Source organism: Paraburkholderia sp. NMBU_R16, from assembly GCF_013282575.1.
Taxonomy (GTDB): domain Bacteria; phylum Pseudomonadota; class Gammaproteobacteria; order Burkholderiales; family Burkholderiaceae; genus Trinickia.
In genome coordinates this window covers 1-21,708 of the sequence record NZ_JAAAYE010000024.1, presented here as the reverse complement: position 1 = coordinate 21,708, position 21,708 = coordinate 1, and the positions used below count along the sequence as shown (strand labels likewise).

21 protein-coding genes are annotated in these 21,708 nt (G+C 65.2%); 14 read left to right on the top strand and 7 right to left on the bottom strand.

Annotation, left to right across the window (positions count from 1 at the left end; genetic code table 11):
* Positions 1–10 precede the first annotated feature (10 nt).
* Genes gspK through GWC77_RS14205 form a run of 4 tightly spaced genes read left to right on the top strand, consistent with a single transcriptional unit; the run spans position 11 to position 3,925 of the window.
* The gene (gene gspK / locus GWC77_RS14220) at positions 11–1,123 is read left to right on the top strand and encodes a type II secretion system minor pseudopilin GspK (protein ID WP_254366964.1); all 1,113 of its coding nucleotides are present in this window, start codon (positions 11–13) and stop codon (positions 1,121–1,123) included.
* 43 nt (positions 1,124–1,166) lie between these two features.
* Entirely contained in the window at positions 1,167–2,594 is a 1,428-nt protein-coding gene (gspL, locus tag GWC77_RS14215; protein WP_173257772.1) for a type II secretion system protein GspL, read from the top strand.
* Complete coding sequence (gene gspM / locus GWC77_RS14210; RefSeq protein ID WP_173257770.1) at positions 2,591–3,112, top strand: type II secretion system protein GspM; 522 nt, start codon at positions 2,591–2,593, stop codon at positions 3,110–3,112. Before gspL ends, gspM begins: the two co-directional genes overlap by 4 nt.
* Positions 3,113–3,145: 33 nt before the next feature.
* Entirely contained in the window at positions 3,146–3,925 is a 780-nt protein-coding gene (locus tag GWC77_RS14205; protein ID WP_173257768.1) for a type II secretion system protein N, read from the top strand.
* An 18-nt stretch (positions 3,926–3,943) separates the two neighbouring features.
* Here GWC77_RS14205 and GWC77_RS14200 read toward each other — a convergent pair whose 3' ends face one another.
* On the bottom strand, positions 3,944–5,431 hold the full coding sequence (locus GWC77_RS14200; protein ID WP_173257893.1) for an efflux transporter outer membrane subunit: 1,488 nt from the start codon (positions 5,429–5,431) through the stop codon (positions 3,944–3,946).
* 273 nt (positions 5,432–5,704) lie between these two features.
* Here GWC77_RS14200 and GWC77_RS14195 point away from each other — a divergent pair, with 273 nt between their 5' ends.
* On the top strand, positions 5,705–7,273 hold the full coding sequence (locus GWC77_RS14195) for a DHA2 family efflux MFS transporter permease subunit (protein WP_173257766.1): 1,569 nt from the start codon (positions 5,705–5,707) through the stop codon (positions 7,271–7,273).
* Positions 7,274–7,282: 9 nt separating this feature from the next.
* Here the strand turns inward: GWC77_RS14195 and GWC77_RS14190 are convergent, their stop codons facing one another.
* The 4 genes from GWC77_RS14190 to ada all read right to left on the bottom strand — a co-directional run bounded on the left by GWC77_RS14190 (position 7,283) and on the right by ada (position 11,631).
* Positions 7,283–7,681 (bottom strand): hypothetical protein, encoded by a 399-nt coding sequence (locus GWC77_RS14190; RefSeq protein ID WP_173257764.1) that lies wholly within the window; start codon positions 7,679–7,681, stop codon positions 7,283–7,285.
* A 141-nt stretch (positions 7,682–7,822) separates the two neighbouring features.
* Positions 7,823–9,439 carry a glutamate--cysteine ligase gene (gene gshA, locus GWC77_RS14185; RefSeq protein ID WP_173257762.1) on the bottom strand — a complete coding sequence of 539 codons (1,617 nt, stop codon included), beginning with the start codon at positions 9,437–9,439 and terminating at the stop codon, positions 7,823–7,825.
* Between the two features lie 138 nt (positions 9,440–9,577).
* Positions 9,578–10,510 carry a DNA-3-methyladenine glycosylase gene (locus GWC77_RS14180; protein ID WP_173257760.1) on the bottom strand — a complete coding sequence of 311 codons (933 nt, stop codon included), beginning with the start codon at positions 10,508–10,510 and terminating at the stop codon, positions 9,578–9,580.
* Positions 10,507–11,631, bottom strand: a complete 1,125-nt coding sequence (gene ada, locus GWC77_RS14175) for a bifunctional DNA-binding transcriptional regulator/O6-methylguanine-DNA methyltransferase Ada (RefSeq protein WP_173257758.1) — start codon at positions 11,629–11,631, stop codon at positions 10,507–10,509. The genes GWC77_RS14180 and ada overlap by 4 nt, the downstream gene beginning before the upstream one ends.
* A gap of 337 nt (positions 11,632–11,968) precedes the next feature.
* Between ada and GWC77_RS14170 the strand changes: the two genes are divergently transcribed.
* On the top strand, positions 11,969–12,382 hold the full coding sequence (locus tag GWC77_RS14170) for a VOC family protein (RefSeq protein WP_173257756.1): 414 nt from the start codon (positions 11,969–11,971) through the stop codon (positions 12,380–12,382).
* Positions 12,383–12,395: 13 nt separating this feature from the next.
* Here GWC77_RS14170 and GWC77_RS14165 read toward each other — a convergent pair whose 3' ends face one another.
* Positions 12,396–12,947 (bottom strand): YaeQ family protein, encoded by a 552-nt coding sequence (locus GWC77_RS14165; protein ID WP_173257754.1) that lies wholly within the window; start codon positions 12,945–12,947, stop codon positions 12,396–12,398.
* A 141-nt stretch (positions 12,948–13,088) separates the two neighbouring features.
* Complete coding sequence (gene sap1 / locus GWC77_RS14160; protein ID WP_173257752.1) at positions 13,089–13,433, bottom strand: surface attachment protein Sap1; 345 nt, start codon at positions 13,431–13,433, stop codon at positions 13,089–13,091.
* A gap of 512 nt (positions 13,434–13,945) precedes the next feature.
* Here sap1 and GWC77_RS14155 point away from each other — a divergent pair.
* The 8 genes from GWC77_RS14155 to cysD form a co-directional block, all read left to right on the top strand.
* Positions 13,946–14,572, top strand: coding sequence for a LysE family translocator (locus GWC77_RS14155; RefSeq protein ID WP_173257750.1), 627 nt, complete (start codon positions 13,946–13,948; stop codon positions 14,570–14,572).
* A gap of 177 nt (positions 14,573–14,749) precedes the next feature.
* The gene (locus tag GWC77_RS14150) at positions 14,750–14,917 is read left to right on the top strand and encodes a hypothetical protein (protein WP_173257747.1); all 168 of its coding nucleotides are present in this window, start codon (positions 14,750–14,752) and stop codon (positions 14,915–14,917) included.
* A gap of 304 nt (positions 14,918–15,221) precedes the next feature.
* Entirely contained in the window at positions 15,222–16,913 is a 1,692-nt protein-coding gene (locus tag GWC77_RS14145) for a methyl-accepting chemotaxis protein (RefSeq protein WP_173257746.1), read from the top strand.
* A gap of 141 nt (positions 16,914–17,054) precedes the next feature.
* Complete coding sequence (gene cysC, locus GWC77_RS14140) at positions 17,055–17,786, top strand: adenylyl-sulfate kinase (protein WP_173257744.1); 732 nt, start codon at positions 17,055–17,057, stop codon at positions 17,784–17,786.
* Positions 17,779–18,852 (top strand): DHH family phosphoesterase, encoded by a 1,074-nt coding sequence (locus GWC77_RS14135; RefSeq protein WP_173257891.1) that lies wholly within the window; start codon positions 17,779–17,781, stop codon positions 18,850–18,852. The genes cysC and GWC77_RS14135 overlap by 8 nt, the downstream gene beginning before the upstream one ends.
* 12 nt (positions 18,853–18,864) lie before the next feature.
* Entirely contained in the window at positions 18,865–19,992 is a 1,128-nt protein-coding gene (locus GWC77_RS14130) for a sulfotransferase (protein WP_173257742.1), read from the top strand.
* Positions 19,993–20,042: 50 nt separating this feature from the next.
* Positions 20,043–20,837 carry a sulfite exporter TauE/SafE family protein gene (locus GWC77_RS14125; RefSeq protein WP_173257740.1) on the top strand — a complete coding sequence of 265 codons (795 nt, stop codon included), beginning with the start codon at positions 20,043–20,045 and terminating at the stop codon, positions 20,835–20,837.
* Between the two features lie 48 nt (positions 20,838–20,885).
* Positions 20,886–21,708: sulfate adenylyltransferase subunit CysD (gene cysD, locus GWC77_RS14120; RefSeq protein WP_367949050.1), on the top strand; the 823-nt coding region annotated here is incomplete at its 3' end.

Sequence of the window (21,708 nt, the reverse complement as noted above, 5' to 3'; positions counted from 1 at the left end):
TCGCCGCCGCATGACGTCGCGCGCCCCTATTGGCGCGCCGCGTGGGCGCGCGAACGAGCGCGGCGCGGCGATCGTCACCGCGCTTTTCGTCGTCACCCTGGCGGCAATACTCGTCGCAAGCGTGCTTTGGCGGCAACAGATCCAGGTGCGCCGCATCGAGAACCAGCGTCTGCTGGCGCAGGCGCAATGGGTTTCGCGCGGCGCGCTCGACTGGACGCGGCTCATTTTGCGCGCCGAAGCCGATACGTCGCCGACCGTCACGTATCTTGGCGGGGTCTGGGCCGTTCCGATTGCCAAAACGAGGCTTTCGGACTTTCTCGGCAAAATCGGCGTCGCACAGGCGGGGCAAGGTGAAGACACCTATGTATCAGGCTCCATCGAAGACGCCCAGGGCAAGTTCAATCTCCGCAACCTCGTCTCCGTCCCGGCGCCCGGGCAGCTGCAGATCGACATTCAGCAGACGCTCGCCTTCCAGCGCTTATTGCAATCGTTCGGCTTTGCCGGGCAGCAACTCGCGAGGAAAACGGCCCTTTACATACGCGCTTCGCTCAAGCAATCCGCCACGCGTTTTCAGACGCAGAACAATCCGTTGACGGGCAACGCTCAGCCGCAGCAACTCGGCGGCGCGGTGGGAGGCAACAATTTCACGAGCAAACCCGGGCTTCAGGATACCGACGACGACTCGGGCGACGTACCGCTGCAGATGACGAGCGTCGATTCGCTGCTGAACGTCCAGGGCTTTACACCGGAGATCGTCGAGCGGCTGCGCCCGTTCGTGACGGTGTTGCCGACGCAAACGCCGATCAACATGAATACGGCTCCGGCTGAAGTGGTCGCCGCCATTACGCCGGGCATGACGGTTTCGACGGCACAGGCATTCGTTTCGCGACGCCAGACCGTATTTTTTCGAAACACCGGCGACGTGACGCTCGCCTTGCGCGGCGCCGGCGCGCCGCCGCAGGCGGCGGACGCGAATTCGATTCCCATCGACGTCACGACGAGCTATTTTTTCGTCCATGGCCGCGTGCAGCATCGGCGCGCCGAAGTCGATCGCACGACCCTCGTCTATCGCGACCCATTGACGCATTCGACGCGTATCGTGCGCGTCGAGGACGCGCCTTGAGGCGGGTTTGCGAAGACCTGAGCCAACCAGGAGATAACGGCCTTTGAGCACGTTGATCGTATTTTTGCCGCCGCGCGACCCGGCGGTGCCGTCGCAGGAGTGGCAACTGCCCGAGATGCCCTTCGTCCTGTTCGACAAGGGCGGCCGCAAGGAACGCGCGGGCCGCGCGGAGCTCGCCTTTTTGCCGCGCGCATCGACGACCGTCCTGATCGTCGCCGCGCGCGACGTCCTGATGCTCGCGGCGATGCTGCCGCCGCTCAGAGGACCGCGTCTCAGACAGGCGCTGCCGAACGTCGTGGAGGATCAGCTGATCCAGGACGCGGCGACGTGCCATATCGCGCTCGATCCGCAGCCGCTTCCAACAGGCGCGCGCGTGCTCGCGGTCATCGACCGGGGATGGTTCCGTTTCATCGTGGAGGCGTTTGCGGCGGCGGGACATCGAAGCTTGCGTGCCGTTCCGGTGACGCGATGCCTGCCCGCGCCCGCAGGCGCCGCTCCGATCGCCGAGCCTGAACCGGCGCTTGCCGAAGCCGGGCTCGCGCCGGCGGCAGCACCGCTGCAGCCCGCCGCATCCGTGGCCTCCGCACCGCTCATCGCGGAGCCCCAGCCTGTCGTGGCGGCGCTGCTCGGCGCGGTCGGCGAGACGGCACCCGCCATCCTGGCCGAGACGGCCGCAGGCGGCTCCCCCGCGCCGCTCGCGGCGAACGAGTCGCGGGTCGAAGTAGCCATCGCACGCGGTGCACTCGGCGAAGGTCTCGCCGTGCCGGCTTCGATGCTCGCCTCGACGCTGTCGGCGCTGGCGGGCGGTCATGCGTTCGAGCTCTTCGAGCTCACCGGCTTGCCCGGAAGCGAGCCGCGGCTCGATGCGGCGGCGCCATACGGTACCCATGTTGCCGCGTCCGCCACAGCCGCCGCGTTGCCGTTCGAGAGCCTTGCCCGAACGGCACTCGACGCTCGCTTCGATCTTTGTCAGTTCGAGTTCGAGTCCCGGCCATGGCGGCTCGACCGCGCGACCGTGAGGCGGTTGCGCGTGCCGATCGGCCTCATCGCCGCGTCGCTCGTCGTGGCCATCGTCGGTGCGAATGTGCAGTGGTTCATGCTGGCACGCGAGCGCGACGCGCTCAACGCGCAGATGACCGAATTGTTGCTGAACGCGTTTCCGAAGACGGCCGCCGTGCTCGATCCGCCGGCGCAGATGAAATCGCAGCTCGAACGCCTGCGGCTTGCTGCGGGCCAGATGTCGCCGGACGATTTCCTCTCGCTGGCATCGCGGCTTGCCGCTGCGTTCGGGTCCCTGCCCGTCAATGGCATCGCGGCGCTCGACTATCACGACCGCCGGCTCGAGTTGACCTTCAAACCGAACGTCAGTGCCGATCCGGACTTTTTGACGCGGCTCGCGCAACACGGCCTTGCGGGCCAGTTCGACAGCAACACGGGCAAATGGACCATCAGAAACCGGAGCGGACAATGAAGACCCTGACCGTGCTCGCCAACGCTTGGGCGGGGTTCTGGGCCGGACGCACGGCCCGCGAGAAAACGCTACTGACATGGGGCGGCGCTCTGCTCGCTGTCGTGATCGCCTACTCCGTGCTTTGGGCGCCGGCTCAGCAAGGCCGTGCCGAGCTGCGCGCGGCGTTGCCGGCCATGCAGCGCGAGCTCGCGCAAATGACGGCCGAGGCGGACGAGGCCCGCGCGCTCGCGCCGGCCGCGCAGGGAGCGGCGCCCACGGGGCTTGCGCTCAAGGATGCGCTGGCCGCTTCACTGACGCAGGCCGGCTTCGTCTCACCGCAGGTGCAACTCGCCGGCGACGCCGTGCGCATCGAATTGAAGAATGCGTCGTTTGCGGCCTGGGCGATGTGGCTCGACGATGCCCGACGGCAATTCAAGGTCCAGGCGGTGGAAGCGCATGCGACTGCCCTCAAGGTCGACGGCCAAGTCGATCTGACGGCATCGTTGCAGCCCCCGTCGGCCGCGCGTGCGGGCCACTGACACGCAGCGAAACGTTTCCCAAGAGAACGACGAATGAACATCTGGATGCGCCGCATCGCCGCGGCGTTGCCCTGGCTCGCGATTGCAGGCGTGGCCTGTACCGCCGTGCTGCTCGTGTTGCTTCCCGCCGCATGGATCACCCCCCAGGTGGCCAAGGCGACACAGGGGCACATCAATTTCATCGAGCCGCAGGGCTCGCTTTGGAGCGGCTCCGCGACACTGATGCTCGCAGCCGGCCCGGACGCGAGCGGCGCGACGGTCTTGCCCGGGCGCATCGAATGGCAAACCGCATTTTGGCCGTTGTTGACGGGACGGTTGCACGTCCGCGTGAGGCAGACCGATGCGATGCCGCGGCCCATAACCCTCGATGCGACGTTCGGCGGCGCCAGGCTCTCCGCGAGCGATATGGCGCTCCCGGCGGCTTTGCTGAACGGCCTCGGGGCGCCGTTCAATACGCTCGACCTCAAGGGCAGCGTGCATGTCACGTGGACGGAGTGGCACCTGATTCGCACGAACCTCTTCGGCCGCTTCGATGTGAGACTCAACGATATGGTCTCGCGCGTCTCGCAGGTGAAGCCGCTCGGCTCCTACCGTGTCGTGCTGCAGGCGCAGGGAGCGGCGTCCACGCTCGATCTGTCGACGCTCAAAGGTCCGTTGCTGCTGAGCGGCCACGGAACGCTCGCGGGCGGCGGCGTATCGTTTCATGGCGATGCGAGCTCGGCCCCCGAGGCGCGCGACAATCTGGCCGGGCTCTTGAACCTGCTCGGACGCCCGACGGGTACGGGCACGGTCGCGCTCGACTATACGCGGTAGGTAGCGTAACGCGCTCGATTACCGCGCGAGCGGTGCCGAGGTGGGCGCGGCGCCCGCCGCAGTGGCGGCTTCGTCCGCCATGCGCGCGACATCCCAGCCGCCGCCGAGCGCCTTCACGAGCCCGACCGACGACACCATCCGCTGCCCCGCGATATTGGCCAGTTTTTGTTCGGCGGCGAATGCCGTGGTTTGCGCGGTCAACACATTCACATAGCCCACCGTCCCCGCCCGATACTCGTTCGTGACGATGGCGAGCGCCTGCCGGGCCGAGTCGACCGCCTGCCGCTGCACGACGATCTCGCGCGCGAGAATACGCTGCGAGGCGAGATTGTCTTCGACGTCCTGGAAGGCCGTGAGCACCGTCTGCCGATAGGCCGCGACCTGCTGGTCGTAGGCGGCGCGCGCGGCTTCGGTCTGCGCATGCCGCAGCCCTGCGTCGAAGAGCGTGGCCGCAAGCGTAGGGCCGACCGACCAGAACCGCGAAGGCAGCGTGAGCAGCTTCGAGAACACGGAGTTCTCGAACCCGCCCTGTGCCGAAAGCGTCAGCGAGGGGAAGTAAGCCGCCATCGCAACGCCGATCTGCTCGTTGGCCGCGGCCGCCTTGCGCTCGGCGGCGGCGATGTCGGGCCGCCGTTCGAGCAGCGAGGAAGGCAGCTCGAGCGGGACTTCGGGCGGCTCGGCCTCGAGCGGGATCGGTTCGATCGAGAACGTCGACGCCGGCACGCCCACCAGTACTGCAATGGCATGTTCGTTTTGCGCGCGTGCGACGCCGTTGTCGATCGCGGCGGCCTGGGCCGATTGCAACTGGGTTTGCGCCTGGATGACGTCGGAACGCGCGGCAACGCCTTGCTTGTAACGGTTTTGCGTCAACTGCAGCGCCTGCTCGTAGGCCTTCACCGTATCGTCGAGCAGTCTTTGCGTCGAGTCGAGGGCGCGCAACTGAAAGTAGGTTTGGGCCAGCGTCGCCTGCGCGGAGAGCCGGGCGTTCGCGAGTTCGGCTGCCGCGCTTTGTTCGCCGGCCCGCTCGGCGCTGACGGAACGGCTGACCTTGCCCCAGAGATCCGGCTCCCAGGTGGCGTCGAGCCCGATCTGGAAACTGTTCGAAACACGCGAGCGCGTCGTGCCGAACGCCGATGTGCTCGAAAGTTGCTGGCCCGAACGTGTGGCGCTGCCGGACAGGCCCAGCGTGGGGAAATACGCGGCGCGCGCTTCGTTTACGAGCGCGCGCGCCTGACGGTACGCGGCCGCGAATTGGGCCACCGATTGGTTTGCCGTGTCGAGCTGGGTCATCAGTGCATCGAGCCGCGCATCGCCGTAGAGTGCCCACCACGGGCCGCGGTCATGGCGATCGGCGGGCTCGGCCACTTTCCATCCGGGCGGCGCCTCCTTGAACGACGAAGGTACGGACGCCGCGGGCCGGTGGTAATCGGGACCGACGGCGCAGCCGGCGAGCGCGAGCGCGGCAGCCAGCGCGGCCGCCTTGGCGACCGGCAGGAAAGGAAGCATCGACAGGCGGCCGCCCGCGGCGATGCGCGCATGAATTCGAGAGGACTGCATAAATGGGACTCGGCTTGCGATGCGGCGATGGTAGCGCAGTGCATGCCCCGGCCGGGTTACGCGTCATTACAGCAGGACACAGTCGCCGCGCGCCCCGATAAAATGATTGCATAGCTGAATATTGACATGGCAACCAATTGGCGCGATATTGTCGGCCAGCTCGACAAGCAGGCGTCATCTGCGGCACGACGCTGTGGCGATGAACCATTCAAGGGGATATGAATGAGCAACGCTGCTTCCTCGACGGCTTCGCCTCGGCGAGCCGACCCGCCCGCTCCGCTCACGGGCGCTCCTCTGGCGCTTCTGACGGTGGGCCTGGCGTTCGGCACCTTCATGGAGGTGCTCGACACGTCGATCGCCAATGTGGCGGTGCCGACGATCTCGGGCAGTCTGGCCGTTGCGGCGAGTGACGGCACCTGGATCATCTCGTCGTACTCCGTCGCGGCCGCGATCGCCGTGCCTCTGACGGGCTGGCTTGCGCGGCGTGTTGGCGAAGTGCGGCTGTTTACGCTGGCGGTGCTCGCATTCACGATCGCTTCGGCGCTGTGCGGCCTCGCCGCGAACTTCGAATCGCTGATCGCATTCAGGTTGCTGCAAGGGCTCGTTTCGGGTCCGATGGTGCCGCTCTCGCAGACGATCCTCATGCGCTCGTACCCACCGCAAAAGCGCGGCCTTGCGCTTGGGCTGTGGGCGATGACCGTGATCGTCGCGCCGATCTTCGGTCCGGTGATGGGCGGCTGGATCACGGATAACTACAGCTGGCCGTGGATTTTCTACATCAATCTGCCGATCGGCCTCCTCTCCGCGTCGTCGGCGTTTTTTCTGCTGCGTGGCCGCGAGACGTCCACCGCGCACCAGCGCATCGATGGCGTGGGCCTCGGCCTGCTCGTAGTGGGCGTGGGCTCGCTGCAGATGATGCTCGACCTCGGCAAGGACCGCGATTGGTTCAGCTCGCATGTCATCGTGGGCCTCGCGTTGACCGCGGCCGTGGCGCTGGCGTTCCTGCTGGCATGGGAGGCGACGGAACGCACGCCCGTCATTGACCTCACCCTTTTCAAGGACCGCAATTTCGCACTCGGCGCGATGATCATTTTTTTTGGATACATGGCGTTTTTCGGATCCGTGGTGATCTTCCCGCTCTGGTTGCAGACCGTCATGGGATACACCGCGGGCCTCGCCGGCCTGGCGACCGCGCCGGTCGGCTTGCTCGCGCTCGTGCTCTCGCCGATCATCGGGCGCAACATGCACCGGCTCGATTTGAGAATGGTGGCGAGTCTCGCATTCACCGTATTCGCGATCGTCTCGCTCTGGAACGGGACCTTCACGCTCGACGTGCCGTTCAGTCACGTCATCTTGCCGCGCATCGTGCAGGGTATCGGCGTTGCCTGTTTCTTCGTGCCGATGACCACGATCACGCTCTCGAGCGTGCCCGACGAACGCCTCGCGAGCGCATCGGGACTTTCGAACTTTCTGCGTACGCTGGCTGGCGCGATCGGTACCGCGATCAGCACGACGTACTGGGAAAACGATGCCGTCTATCACCACGCGGTACTGTCGGAATCGGTCAATGCCTACTCGGCCGCCACGCAACACTATCGCGACGCGCTGAGCATGCTGGGCATGGCAGGCAGCAGTGCCACGGCTCAGATCAACCAAGTCGTCACGCAGCAGGGCTACATGATGGCGACCAACGACTTCTTTCGCATCTCGTGTATCGCGTTCGTGCTGCTCGCGATGCTTGTCTGGGTGACCAAGCCAAGGCGCGGTGCGGGCCCGGCGATGGCGCACTGAGTTCGGCGCTCAATTGGCCGGCGCCGCGCCGGACTTGACGAACTGTTTGAACTGGGCGGCCGCCTGCCACGGATCGGGCCGGCAACCGATCATGGCGTCGCAATGGGCGGCGAAGCCGATCGTCTCGGAGCCGTCGGCGTTGGCCGTTCTCGTAATTTGATAGGCCAGCTTGCCGCTGCCCCCTTCGGGGCCCGTCGTCACGATCAGCGAGTCGCTCGCCGTTTGCACGGGGTATTCGCTGTGGCGGGTGACCCACTCCTGGGCACGGGCCCACCAGCGTGCGCATTCGTCGGCATGCGCGCAGATGAGCGGTGCGGTGGCGGCCTGCATCGTGTCAGGGGTCACGCGATCCGTCGTCGAACAGCCCGCGGCGAGTACGCACGCGGCTACCCATGGCATGGTCTTCATTCGGAACCGCCCCTCGTTGGTTGGCATGCCGGTTCGACGCACAATGCGCCTCGGCGTTCGCGCCGGATCGCGGCAGTCTTGCCGTCGATCGGTGAACGACGGTGGCAGGCCACCGTCGGCATCCACGGCGTTCGATCGTCCTCAAACGCTGAAGCGTTCGAGCGTATAGCTGCGGTAATCGTTGACGAATGCGTCGAAAGAATCCGGGTCCGTATCGCGCTCGAGCGCTGCCTGTTCCTGGAGCGAACGTTCGGCGAGCTCGATGGCCGCGCGCGCCTCGTCGGCAGCAGGCGGCCGCGCGCGAAAGTAGGCGTCGTGCGCGCGGCTTTGGGCCAGTCCGAACGCGAGGAAATCCTGTTTGTGCTCGCGCATCGCGGCGAGCACGCGCGCAGACGGCGTGGTCTCGGGCGCCGCGAGTTTCGCGCGCTGCGCATCGAGCGCGCGCCGATGCGCGTCTCCTCCGGCCACTGCGTCGAGCGCATCGGCGGCGAGTCCGATTTTCGCCAGCCATTCGTCGGCCCAATCGACGAGCGGCACCTCGCGGCCGTCGCGTGTGAGCCGCATGTCCGGCTTGCGCCCCTCGAGCGTGACGCGTCCGAAGTTCGCATTCGCCTCGATATAGGCGGCATGGGGCAACGGCGGGCTGTCGTCGAGCGCGCACACCAGCAAATAAGCGTCGAGAAAACGTGCCGTTTCGAGCGAGATGCCGCACGGCTCGAATGGATCGATGTCGAGACAGCGTACCTCGACATACTGGACGCCTCGCGCCGCAAGCGCATGCAGCGGCCTTTCACCGGAGCGGGCGACGCGCTTGGGACGAATCGTCGAATAGAACTCGTTTTCGATCTGCAATACGTTGGTATTGATCTGCACCCACTCGCCGTTGCGATGGGTGCCGATGGCTTCATAGGGCGCGTACGGCTCGCTCACCGCGCGTGCGAGCGCATCGAGATAGCCGGGGAGCGAATCGTAGTCAGGCTTCAAGGCGGCCTGGGCCGTCGTGTTCGAGTAGCCGAGATCGCTCATGCGAAGGCTCGTCGCATAAGGCTTGTAAAGCGTCGTGGCATCGAACGGCTCGAGCGTGTGCGGCCGCCCGCGCAAGAAGCCGCGATCGAGCACGGGCGATGCGCCGAACAGGTACATCAGCAGCCAGCTCGTGCGGCGGAAGTTGCGAATCAGCGCAAAGTAGCGAGCCGACTGGAAGTCGACGGCGGTGGCAGGCGACGGCTCGGCCGCGTGCAGCAGGCGCCACGCTTCCTCGTCGAGCGAGTAGTTGTAGTGGATGCCCGCAATGCACTGCATCGTTCGGCCGTAGCGCAACGCGAGCCCGTGACGGTACACGTGCTTGAGCCGGCCGATATTCGACGTGCCGTAGTGCGCGATCGGGATTTCGTCGTCTTCGGGCAGCGCACCGGGAATCGAGTCGGTCCACAGCATTTCGTCGCCGAGCTTCGAGTAGACGAATCGATGAAGCTCGTCGAGGCGTGCAAGTGTGCCGGCGGGATCGCGCTCGGGTGGCGTGATGAGCTCGATCAGCGCTTCGGAGTAGTCCGTCGTCAGCGACGGATGGGTCAGCGCCGAGCCGAGCGAGCGCGGATGCGGCGTCATCGCGAGCGAGCCATCCGATGTGACGCGCAGGCTCTCCTTCTCGATGCCTCGCAGGCCGCGCGCGAGCACATCGCCTGCCTTGGGCGAACTCAGCACGGACAAGCGCCGCGCGAACGTCTCGGAGCGGATCGAAGATGGGTTGTCTGACATCGAAGCCGGCCCGGAATTCGCACGTTTCGCGAGCGATGCCGGGCAATCGTTTTTGAGTAGCGGGCACTTTAACACCGCGCCGGGAAGCGCGCTTGGCGCATCCTCGGAGTACCGTGCCGGCAAGCAGCGCGGACGCGCTTAGCCGCCGCGTGCGCCGGCCGCACGGTCTGCCGTCTCGTTCCAGAGATGCATCGCGGCGTAAGCGCGCCAGGGGCGCCAACGGGCCGTGCGCGCATGTTGTGCGGCGGGGCGGGCGCACGATGCGTCGCGCGCGCTCAGCCACTGCATCAGCACCAGGTCCGTCGCCGGCCACGCATCGGCATCGCGCCAGGCCCGCATGGCGATGTACTCGACAGTCCACGGGCCGATGCCCGGCAATGCGAGAAGCGCCGAGCGCAGCGTGGCGAAATCGGCGCCGGGAGCGCGCGGGTCGTCGGGGCGTTCGATCCGAACCGCGCCGGATGCCACCGCTTTCGCGAGGCCTTGCAGCGCCGCCACGCGCTTGCCAGGCATCCCGATTTCGTTCAGATCCGCCGCGGCGAGGGCCGCCGGGGTTGGAAACCGCCAGGCGGTGCCGTCGTGCGCATGGTCTTCGATACGCGCGCCGGCGCGCGCCACGAGCCGGCCGATCAGCGTGGTCGCCGCCTTGACGCTGACTTGCTGGCCGACGATCGCACGCACGACGAGCTCGAACGCCGACCACGCGCCCGGCACGCGCAGGCCAGGCGCCGCTTCGACAAGGGGCGCAAGCAGCGTGTCGCGCCCGAGATGATCGCCGATGCGGGCCGGATCGGCGCCGACATCGAACATGACCGCGACGTGCGCGGCGAGCGCATCGGCATGCCGGCTCACCGGTCCCTGAACCGTGACGACGAGGCAATGCCGACGCGGATGCCGGCGCACGGCGAGTGTACCGGTTTCGCCATGCCATTCGATGGCGCGGCGATAGACGCCGTCTTCGACGACCTCGACGCCGGGCGTTGCACGGCCCGCGAAAAAGCGCAGCACACGCGGCCAATCGTAGGGCGCCTTGAACCGAAGCTCGAAGGTGACTTCCGGCGCGGCATTCAAGCGGCGTCGTCCATATCGGCAAGTTTGTCTTCGGCCGCGGCGGCCTGCGGCGCGCGACTCGCCCCGCTGCCGCGCCGCCTGGCTTCCGCTTCGAGCAAAGCCGCTTTGCGTTCGAGGCCCCATCGGTAGCCCGCCAATGCGCCGCCCTTTTGGATGACGCGATGGCACGGAATGGCGAGCGCGACCGGATTCGAGGCGCACGCGCTGGCCACGGCCCGCACGGCTCGCGGCTCGCCGAGCGATTCGGCGATATCCGTGTATGTCCTCGTTTCACCGTACGGGATGCGCCGCAACGCGTCCCAGACCCGTTGCCGAAACGCCGTTGCGGCCACATCGAGCGGTAACTCGAACGCCTCGCGCGAGCCGCTCAGGTAGGCCTCGATCTGAGCGATGAACGGCGCGATGCGAGCCGGGTCTTCTTCGAGCGTGGCATTCGCGAGCGCGCCGCGCAATTCGGCGACCAGCTCCCCGGCGTCGTCCCCGAACGCAATGCGGCAGATGCCTTTATCGGTGGCCGCGACGAGCACATGGCCGAGGACGGTCGGCGCGCAACCGTAGCGAACGGCAAGACCGGCACCCTTGGACCGGTAGGTCGAAGGCGCCATGCCGAGATCGCCGGCGACATTGCTGTAAAGGCGCGACGAGGAGCCGAAACCCGCGTCGAGTGCCGCGCGCGTGACCGGTTCCCCACGCTGCAAGGCATCGCGTAGCGCCGCGCCGCGCCTTGCCGCCTGATATTGGCGCGGCGACAGGCCCATGACGCGCGTAAACAGTCGTTGCAGGTGGAACGGGCTCACATGCACCGCATCGCTCAACTGCGCGAGCGTCATTCGGGCCGACGGATCCGCGTCGAGGGCTGCACGCGCGCGCTCGACGATCGCGAATTCGCGCGGCAGGCCGCCCGGCCGGCACCGCTTGCACTCCCGGAAACCGGCCGCGCGCGCCTCGTCGGCAGTCGCGAAGAAGGCGACGTTTTCCCGGCGCGGCAAGCGCGACGCGCAAGACGGCCGGCAGAACACTCCGGTCGTGGATACACCATAGAAAAACGCGCCGTCGGCCTTGGCGTCGCGAGCCGACACGGCGCTCCAGCGTTCGTCGTCGGATCGGTAGGCGGAATCCATGTTGGTCCTCGCAAAAGAAGATCGATGAGCTTCACTGTATGCCTGCGCCGGGTCGGCCGCGCGCCGCATCTTGCGGTCTAATTCGAGCGGCCGGAAACGCGGGGGCAACGCTCACCGTGCACCTTTCAATGTTCCGACAAAAGATATATTGCATTGCACCATGACTTTGTGTATAGTGTGACTTGTCTCCTCCATGTCTCCTCCTGATATGGATTCAACCCGCTCGTTTTCGAGCGGGTTTTTTTTCGCCCGCTTTCCGGGCTCCCGCGCTTGTATTCCGGCCGTGCTCTACACTGGGCCACGATATTCGATCGAACCGATGAAAGGAGGTGTGCCGATGAAGCCGATCATCCGCGATATCGACCATGTGGTAATTCGCGCCGCCAACCCCGAGGCGTTGAAGCGCTTTTACTGCGATGCGCTGGGTTGCGAGTCCGAGAAGGACCAGCCCGAGTACGGGCTGACGCAGCTTCGGGCCGGGCGTTCGCTGATCGATCTGCTGGCCGTGGGCGGCCCGCTCGACCGGGCCGACAGCGGTGCGCCGGGCACCGGCCGCAACATGGACCACCTTTGCCTGCGCGTCGAGAACTACGATCCCGCGCGGCTGCGCGCTCATCTCGAAGCGCACGGTGCAAGACTGGGCGAGGAAGGCCGGCGCTACGGTGCCGAGGGGTACGGCCCCTCGCTTTATCTATTCGACCCCGAAGGCAATATGCTCGAGCTCAAGGGGCCGCCCGAAACGCTTGCGTGAGTACTGCGGCCGGTCAGCCGGCCGCCGGTTTGAGCTCCGTCCACTCGACTGCCACCGGCTCGGCTTCGCCGCCGCTCACCCATGCGGAGCCGTCTTGAACCGTCACCTGAAGCCGCATCGTCCGTTCGGCAAGTCGCGCGAGCGCAGCGGCGGTCCCTTCCGCCAACGACCACACACGCAAATTGGCGAGGCGCTCGGCCTTGCCGCGCACACCCTGCCACCAGATATCGGACGTTCGGCCGCCATATGCGATGACGACGACATGGTCGGAGCGCCCGCAGGCTTTGGCCATGCGCCGCTCGTCGGGCTGGCCGAGCTCGATCCATGTTTCGATGGCGCCGGTCAAATCCCTTTGCCACAGATCCGGCTCATCCGTATCGGAAAGGCCTTTGCAGAATTCGAGCCGTTCGCTCGCGAAGAGCGCGAACGCGACGATGCGTACCATCATCCTTTCGTCGGTTTCAGATGGATGGCGGGCGACAGTGATGGAATGGTCGGCGTAGTAATGCCGATCCATGTCGGCGATTTGCAGCTCGGCTTTGTGGATCGTCGATTTGAGAGCCATACGGCACCGGAAAAATAGCGTTTCGCGGGCCGTGGCGCACCTTTGCGGAGCCGCAAAGGTGCATGACGCTGGGAGCTACAAACACGACACCGCGCCGGCATCGCATGCCGGCGCGTGATGATAGCGGATCAGGCAGGGGTGCTACTGCTTGATGAACCGATCGTGTGTCCAGAGGCCTTGTGTATCGCCATTGCCCGCGTTGACGAATTCGACGTCATGGCCAACGACTCGAACCGCCCGGAACGACGAATGTTCAGGCGTGGACAAGCATTCGTAGCCCGCGAAGAATTCCTGCATTTTCTGTTGCTCGCCGGCCTGTGCGTGCCGATCGGCCGCATCGAACTTGTCTTTCGACAGGCAGCCGTAGGCGCCGGATCGGAGTTCGAAGGTTTGCTGCGGCTTGATGACGTTATCTTGCGCCTGTGCAATCGAGACAGCAGTGCCAAAACCCACCAACACGAAAAGCGATGCGACGTACTTCCTCATTTCCTGCCTCCAAATGCGGGTTTTTACTTAGGTTAGCTATGTGTTTAAAGGCAAACTAAAACCCACGGTTTTGAACATAGAACAGGCGCGAAAAAGAACAAGCACAATTTGTGTGCGGTTGCAAAAGCGACGGATTGTCGCAGCTGCGGCGCAGCGGCTAAAGCATGCCGATTGCATCGTTAAGCAGCGGCCCGGCGCCACTGGTGCAAGTGCGCTGGACACTGCGCATAACCGCACTGCAAGGCTTTGCGGCGTGAGCGACCTTCATCGGGCCGGTAATACGCAACCCGCTTAAAAGACCGGAATCGATATTGGTGCAATGCACACAAGGATGCGTCGAGCACCACGAAAATCGCGCGAACGAATTAGCTGGTTACTGAATAAAAAGAATGCCTAGTCCTAAATGGACGGCGGCGCCCGTCCGCGCGTCGGTGATCCGGCATCGCGGTCGGTTTTTTGTTGCATTGCGCATCGACTCATGGATTAATCGGGTTTTCCCTTGGGGATTTCTCATGAGCTTTGCGCACTGGCTGCCATTCGCAATCGCATCGGCAATCGTCATCGTCATTCCGGGACCGACCGTCTTGCTGGTCGTCTCTTATGCGCTCGGCCACGGTCGCCGCTATGCGCTCGCCACAACTGCGGGCGTCGCATTGGGCGACTTGACGTCGATGACGGCCTCGATGGTCGGCCTCGGTGCCGTACTCGCAGCGTCGGCCACCTTGTTCACCGCGATCAAATGGGTGGGGGCGGCTTACCTCGTCTATCTGGGCGTGAAGCTGTGGCGCGCGCCTGTCGTCGAACGCGATGCGCCGGACGTATCGGAAACGCGCACCGCCCGTGTATTCGCTCACGCGTATGCGGTGACGACGTTGAACCCGAAGAGCATCGTTTTCTTCGTTGCATTCGTGCCGCAGTTCATGGACCTGCACGCGCCGATGTGGCCGCAAGCCGTCGTCCTCGAGGCCACCTTCGTCGTGCTCGCCTCGTTGAATGCGCTGGGCTACGCCCTGCTTGCGTCGAGCGCGCGCCGCGCCATCCGCAGCCGCAAGGTTCAGCGCGCGGTCAACCGCACCGGCGGCACGATGCTCGTCGGCGCGGGTCTGCTTGCGGCAAGCTGGAAGTCGGCCAGTGCCTGACGCGCGAGGTGCGGCGCTGCTGCACGCCAGCGCTGTGCACGCAGCTTGCGGCGCCTCGCGCTCTGCGCCGAATGCGCGCTGCGACGCTTAGCGCTGCACGTTGCATCCGGTCGGCGTGGCCGCGCTGCACTACAATGAGTTGCATCGATTGCCACGGGAACAGGACGGAGGTTCATCGTGATCGAGCACTTCATATTGGGAACCTTTCTCGTGTTGCCGCTGGTCATCGTCGCGTTTCTTTTCTCCGACGAATTGTGGCAGGAGCATCGCAAAGAAACCCGCGTGCCGGGCACGCGGCGTATCGATTGGCGCCACCCGCTGCGCAGTCTCCTGCACCGTCATTGACGCCCGCAATCTTGTCCTGACGCGTCCTCACTCAGAGGTTCTGCGCTGCCTCCCCGTGCGCCCGACACGTATAAAAATCCGATCCTAGGGTTGTGTAGGGAAACACCGACAAGTCGTAGCCGGTTGGTTCTAATCGCTCGCCGGTTGATATTTTTTTCTCATAAGTATGACGAGTAGCTCAAGCCGGCGATTGTCGTGCCGTTGACCAGTTTGTAGCCAGAAGAGCGGCTGCCACGTCCGACGCGCTGAGAGAGCAGTGCGTCGGCTCGTGCGTTGATCGGGACTTTTAAAGGCGTCATAAAACATGAACTTATCCCACACGAAGGTAGCGACCCGGCTCGGCATCGGTTTCAGCTTGATTTCATGCTTGCTGGTCGCGGTCACCGTATTCGCGCTTTATCGAATGGCTCAACTCGAGTCGTCGATGGTCGAAATCACCGATATCAATGCCGTCGAAGCCGGACTGGCGAATCAACTCGATCACACGATCTCCAATCGCGCACTCGCGCTGCGCAACTTGATCCTTCTGCAAACCGATCAGCAAGATCAGATCGCGATAGAGACGACGCGCTTCGACAAGGAAACGCAGACCTACGAGGACGCGCGCGCCAAGCTGTCGACGATGTTCCAGAACCCGCAAACGACACCCGAAGAGCGCGCGCTGCTCGAACAGATTCGTCAGCAGGGTGAGCTCTCGTTGCCGCTGATGATGAAGGCCAAGGAGCTCGCGATGGCCGGTCAGCGCGAGGCGGCCTATCATGTGCTGCGCGCCGATCTGCGTCCTGTGCAGGCCAAGTGGTGGAAGGTCGTCCGCGAATTGCGCGAGCTCGAGCGCAAGCAGAACGACAGTGAAACGGCCGGCGCCAAGCAGCTGTATGACATGAGCCGCACGCTGATGATCGCACTCACCGTGCTCGCTGTGGTTCTGAGCGTCGCATCGGCGTTGATCATTACCCGCAGCGTGCTCAAGCAGCTCGGCGGCGAACCCGCAGCCGCCGCGGAAGCGGCCAACCGCGTGGCCACCGGCGACCTGACTGTTCGCGTGGCAACGCAGCCCGGAGACGACGCCAGCCTGATGTACGCGATGAAGACGATGCGCGACAGCCTCGTCGGCATCGTGGGCCAGGTTCATCGCAGCACCGGCGCGATTGCGACCGCGGCGAACCAGATCGCGAGCGGCAATCTCGATCTCTCGTCGCGCACGGAAGAGCAGGCCGCATCGCTCGAACAGACCGCCGCATCGATGGAAGAGCTTACCGCCACCGTGCGCCGCAACTCCGAACACGCGCGCCAGGCAAACGTGCTCGCCACGTCGGCATCGGGTGTATCCGAGCGGGCGGGTTCGGTCGTGTCGGAGGTCGTGCAGACGATGGGCAGCATCCACGAGGCCTCGCAAAAGATCGTCGAAATCATCAGCGTCATCGACGGTATCGCCTTCCAGACGAACATTCTCGCGCTCAACGCGGCTGTCGAGGCTGCGCGCGCCGGCGAGCAGGGACGCGGCTTTGCCGTCGTCGCGAGCGAGGTCCGCTCGCTCGCTCAGCGTTCGGCCACCGCGGCCAAGGAAATCAAGGCACTCATCGGCGGCTCCGTCGAGCAGGTGGCGCTAGGCAACAAGCTCGTACAGGAAGCCGGCACGACGATGAGCGAAGTGATGGATAGCGTGAAAGGCGTAACGCAGATCATGGTCGAGATCATGAGTGCGAGCGAAGAACAGGCTACCGGCATCGAGCAGATCAATCAGGCGCTCACGCAGATGGATCAGGTCACGCAGCAAAACGCGGCGCTTGTCGAGGAGGCTGCGGCTGCCGCCGAGTCGATGCGCGAGCAAACCGCAGCGCTCGTCCACGCGGTCGGCGTGTTCAAGCTCGAGCAGCCTGGCGGCGCATACGAGGTCGAGGCGGCGGCGCATAGCATGCCCGCGTCGGCGAGCGCGCCCCGGCGCCTCGCCCGGCCCGCGGCGGCGCTCATCGCGCACGACGTGCAGCCGGCCTGAGTATCGCTATCCATTTTCATCATCCTTTCGCTCGAATGGCCGCCGCGCGCGATGCAACGCGCCGGCTGCGGTGCCGCGACCATGCGGCACGGGCAATGGCGGCCATATAGCGCGGGTTGAACTCGAAGGAAGGGACCGTTCATGAGCTGCAAAGCGCTGAGCTCCTCCTCTGGCACCGAACACACCGAGACCCACGCACAGGAGCGGCATGCGACGGTGAGTGCGTTCGGGCCGACCGCCGAGCGCCGCGAGCCGTGCGCACCGGCAAATGTGTTTTGGCACGCGGGCACCGTTTCCGGCGAAGCGCGCGCGCGCCGCTTCGGCTGCGCACCGCTCACCTTCTGGCTGACCGGCTTGAGCGGTGCCGGCAAGTCGACGATCGCGTACGAGCTCGAGAATCTGCTGATTCGCGATGGGCAGCCGTGCGCGGTGCTCGATGGGGACAACCTGCGGCACCGACTGAACTGTGACCTCGGCTTTTCGGAGCGCGATCGCCATGAAAACGTGCGGCGCACGGCCGAGGTCGCCCGGTTGATGAACGAGAACGGGTTGGTCGTCGTAGCATCGCTCGTATCGCCGTACCGCGCCGATCGAGAGGCGGCCAAGGCGATAGTCGGTGACGAGCAGTTCGTCGAAGTCTATGTGAGCACCTCGCTCGATGTATGCGAGTCGCGCGATCCGAAGGGACTCTATCGTAAGGCGCGCAGCGGCGAGCTTCGGGGGTTCACGGGCGTATCGTCGCCCTACGAGCCGCCCGCTGAGCCCGCGCTGATCGTCGATACGGCCGCGTTGACGCCGGCCAGTGCGGCGGCGGTTCTTCACGCCTACCTGCGTGAGCAAAACGGAGGCGTCGATCGTGTCGTTCATGGCTGATAGCGCGAGCAGCACGCCCGAGCCCCATGCGGCGCGGGCTTACGACGTCTTCAACGGCGACGCCGATGGTATATGCGCCTTGCATCAACTGAGGCTCGCGCGACCGTTGTCGGCCGCATTGGTGACGGGCGTGAAGCGCGATATCTCGCTGCTGGAGCGGGTGCCGCGAAGCGCGGGTATCGACGTCACGGTGCTCGACATCTCGCTCGATGCGAATCATGCGGCGCTCGTCGATCTGCTCGATGCAGGCGCGCGCGTCGTCTATTTCGACCATCATGCGGCGAGCCGTGCGTTCGAGCATACGCAGTTGCGTTTCGTATGGGACGACTCGCCCGACATGTGTACGAGTCTCCTCGTCGATCGCGAGCTCGGTGGGCGCTTTCGCCGCTGGGCGATCACGGCCGCATTCGGTGACAACCTCGATGGCGTCGCGCGGCGGCTGGCAGCCGACGATGGATGCACGGCGAACGAGATCGATGCACTCGAGGCGCTTGGCCGCATCCTCAACTACAACGCCTACGGCGAAACGCTCGCCGATCTGCACGTTCCTCCGGACCGGCTTTATCGCGAGCTGCACCCGTACGACGATCCGCTCGCCTTCATTGCCGATGCCGACTGCTACAAGGCGCTGGCCGCCGGCTATCGCGCGGATCTCGCGCGCGTGGCGACCGTCGAACCGTATTGGCGGTGCGAGGGGGCATCGGTCTATATGCTGCCCGATGCCAGTTGGGCGCGGCGGATTTCGGGCGTGCTCGCGAACCGGCTTACGCAGTGCGAACCGGGGTGTTCGTTCGCAGTCCTCACTGAATGCGCGAGCGGTGCCTATGGGGTCAGCGTACGCTCGGGCGACGCGCGGGCGCGGCCTGCCAACGTGCTGTGCGAGCGCTTCGCGAGCGGCGGCGGGCGGCGTGCGGCAGCGGGCATCAATCGATTGCCCGCGGATGAAATCGAGGCTTTTCTTGCTGCATTTCGCAGCTATTTCACCGGGACCGATCCGAGCGGGAGAGCGCTGGGACCGGGACCCGATCCAACCCAACCCACTCATTCGACCGAGACCAAACGATAAGGACTCCTGTCTATGAACAAGAGCAATCCGACCGGGGGAAACGGGAACCGTCCGGTGCCCGTGCTGATGATTCCGCTGCGCCGCTGTGGATCGCACGCGCTGCGGCTGCGACTCAATTTCAATCCGCAGTTCTACTCGCCGTATCCGCTGCATATCGTCGACTTCATGCCGCTTTTGCCGCTTTACGGCGACCTCGAAGACGACCACGCCTACTTCCGTCTGGTGAGTGACGTCGTTGGCCTGCAGGCTGTCAGCATGGTCAAGTGGCCTGGCGTCGTGTTCGATCCGGTCGAAATATTCGAGGCCATCCGCCACGCGCCGCGCAGCGTGCATCGCATCGTGTGGGAACTGCTGCTGCGCTCGGGCGAGGCACGGGGCGCACGCATCGTCATGGACAAATCGCTCGACAGCGTTCACTACGCCGACGAGCTGATGCGGCTCATGCCCGATATGCGGTTCCTGAACGTCGTGCGCGATCCGCGCGCGCAAATCGCTTCGATGAACAAGGCGATCATTCACGACTTCGATACGCTGCTCAATGCGCGGACATGGGTGGAAGCGCATCGGGCTGCCGATCTGCTGCTCGAGCGCTATCCGGAGCGCGCGATGACGATTCGCTACGAGGATTTCCTCGAGGACCAGGAGGCTACGCTGAGGAAGATCTGCGGCTTTTTCGGCATCGACTATTTGCCGCAAATGCTCGACGTGTCCCGCTCGGCGGAGGCAAAGCAGATCGCACAGATGTCGGCGCTTTGGTCGTCGAACTGTTTTGCGCCGATTCCGGCGAATATCGACAAGTACAAAGCGCAACTGTCAGTCGACGAGATCGGGATCATCGAAACGCTGACCGCGCGGTATATGCGGCGTTACGGCTACGAGTTGGCGACCGATGCTGCGGTCGATATCGATACGTCCGCCTTCGATGTGGCGCGCCGTCTTTCGGATGAGCGTAAGCACGAAGCATGGCGAACTCTGGAGGCAACGAATTTCCGCGACTATGTATTGCGACGCCAGCGCGCCGAGTATCTCGCGAGCGTGCGCGCTCGCATGGAGGCCTTGCGCGCCGCGCGCCAGGCGGCGGGCGTAGCGGACCGGCAGCGGCTCGATGAGCTCGTGACGCCGTTCGAAGTGACCGACTGAGCGCACGATCGATTCCGGCGCATCGTCCATACGGACCCAAGGAGGTTCCCATGTCAGTGCCATTGTCCTGGCTGCAAGCGCAAATCGCGCTTGCCGGCGCATCCGGCTTGTCGATCGGTTTTACGCTCGGGCTCGTCGGCGGCGGCGCCGGCACGCTTGCGGTCCCGCTGTTGCTGTACGTCGTGAAGATTGGCGATCCGCATCTTGCGATCGGCACGACGGCCGTGGCGATTGCGTTGACGGCGCTCGTCAATCTCATCGCCTATGCGCGCGCCGGCCTCGTGCATTGGCGCACGGGCGCATTGTTCGCGACGGCGGGCGTGGTGGGCGCGTTTGCCGGCTCCACGTGGTCATTGCGCGTCGACGGCAGCGCCATGCTGCTGCTGGCCGGCATCGTGGCGCTTGTCGGCGCGCTGATGTTCTCGCGTGCGCACGGCGGCAGCGCGTCCGAGCCGGGTCCGCTGCCGCGCGGGCGTGGATTGGCAACCGCGGGGGCGGGCGTTGCCGTCGGTAGCGTATCGGGCTTTTTCGGCGTGAGCGGCGGCTTTCTTTCCGTACCCGCGCTGCATCTGATTGCGCGCATTCCGATGCTCGAAGCGGTGGCGTCGTCGCTTGTTTCCGTTGTCGCGTTCGGCACGACGACGGGCCTCAACTATGCGATGGCCGGCAAAGTCAGCGTGCCGCTTGCGCTATCGCTCGTCGGCGGCGGGCTGGTGGGCGGGCGCGCAGGCATGCGCATGGCGAAGACCCTTTCGCAGCGCGGTGCGCTCCTGCGCCGGCTATTCGCCCTGGTGCTGATCGCAATCGCGGCCTATATCGCCTATCGTAGTAGCGCGCCGCGGTGAACCGCCGGCTCCCATCCAACGAACAATCGTAGAACCTGAGACGAACACATGAGTACTATTTATCGACCGGAAGAGTCGGTCATGGCGATGCACACGGTCACGACGAACCGCATGGACCACCTGGATTGGCTGGAAGCGGAATCGATCCACATTCTGCGCGAGCTGGTAGCGGAATGCGCCAAGCCGGCGCTGCTGTTTTCGGGCGGCAAGGATTCCGTCGTGGTGCTGCACCTGGCGCTCAAGGCGTTCGGGCTGGGCGCGAACCGCAAGACGGTGCTGCCGTTTCCGCTGGTGCACATCGACACCGGCCACAACTATCCGGAAGTGATCGAGTTTCGCGACCGGCGCGCGGCCGAGCTCGGCGCCGAACTCGTGGTGGGGCATGTGGAGGATTCGATCAAGCGCGGCACGGTGCGGCTGCGCCGCGAGACGGACTCGCGCAATGCCGCGCAGGCCGTCACCCTGCTCGAGACGATCGCGCAGCACGGCTACACGGCGATGATCGGTGGAGCGCGTCGCGATGAAGAGAAGGCGCGTGCCAAGGAGCGCATCTTCTCGTTTCGCGACGAATTCGGCCAGTGGGACCCGAAGGCGCAGCGCCCGGAGCTGTGGAGTCTGTTCAATGCGCGGCTGCACGCGGGTGAGCATCTGCGCGTGTTTCCAATCTCGAACTGGACGGAGCTGGACATATGGCAGTACATCGGGCGCGAGCAGCTGGAGCTGCCGTCGATCTACTACGCGCATGAGCGCGAGATCGTGCGGCGCAACGGGCTGCTGGTGCCGGTGACGCCGCTCACGCCGCTGCGCGAAGGCGAGACGAGCGAGAAGGCGCGGGTGCGCTTTCGCACGGTGGGCGACATCAGCTGCACGT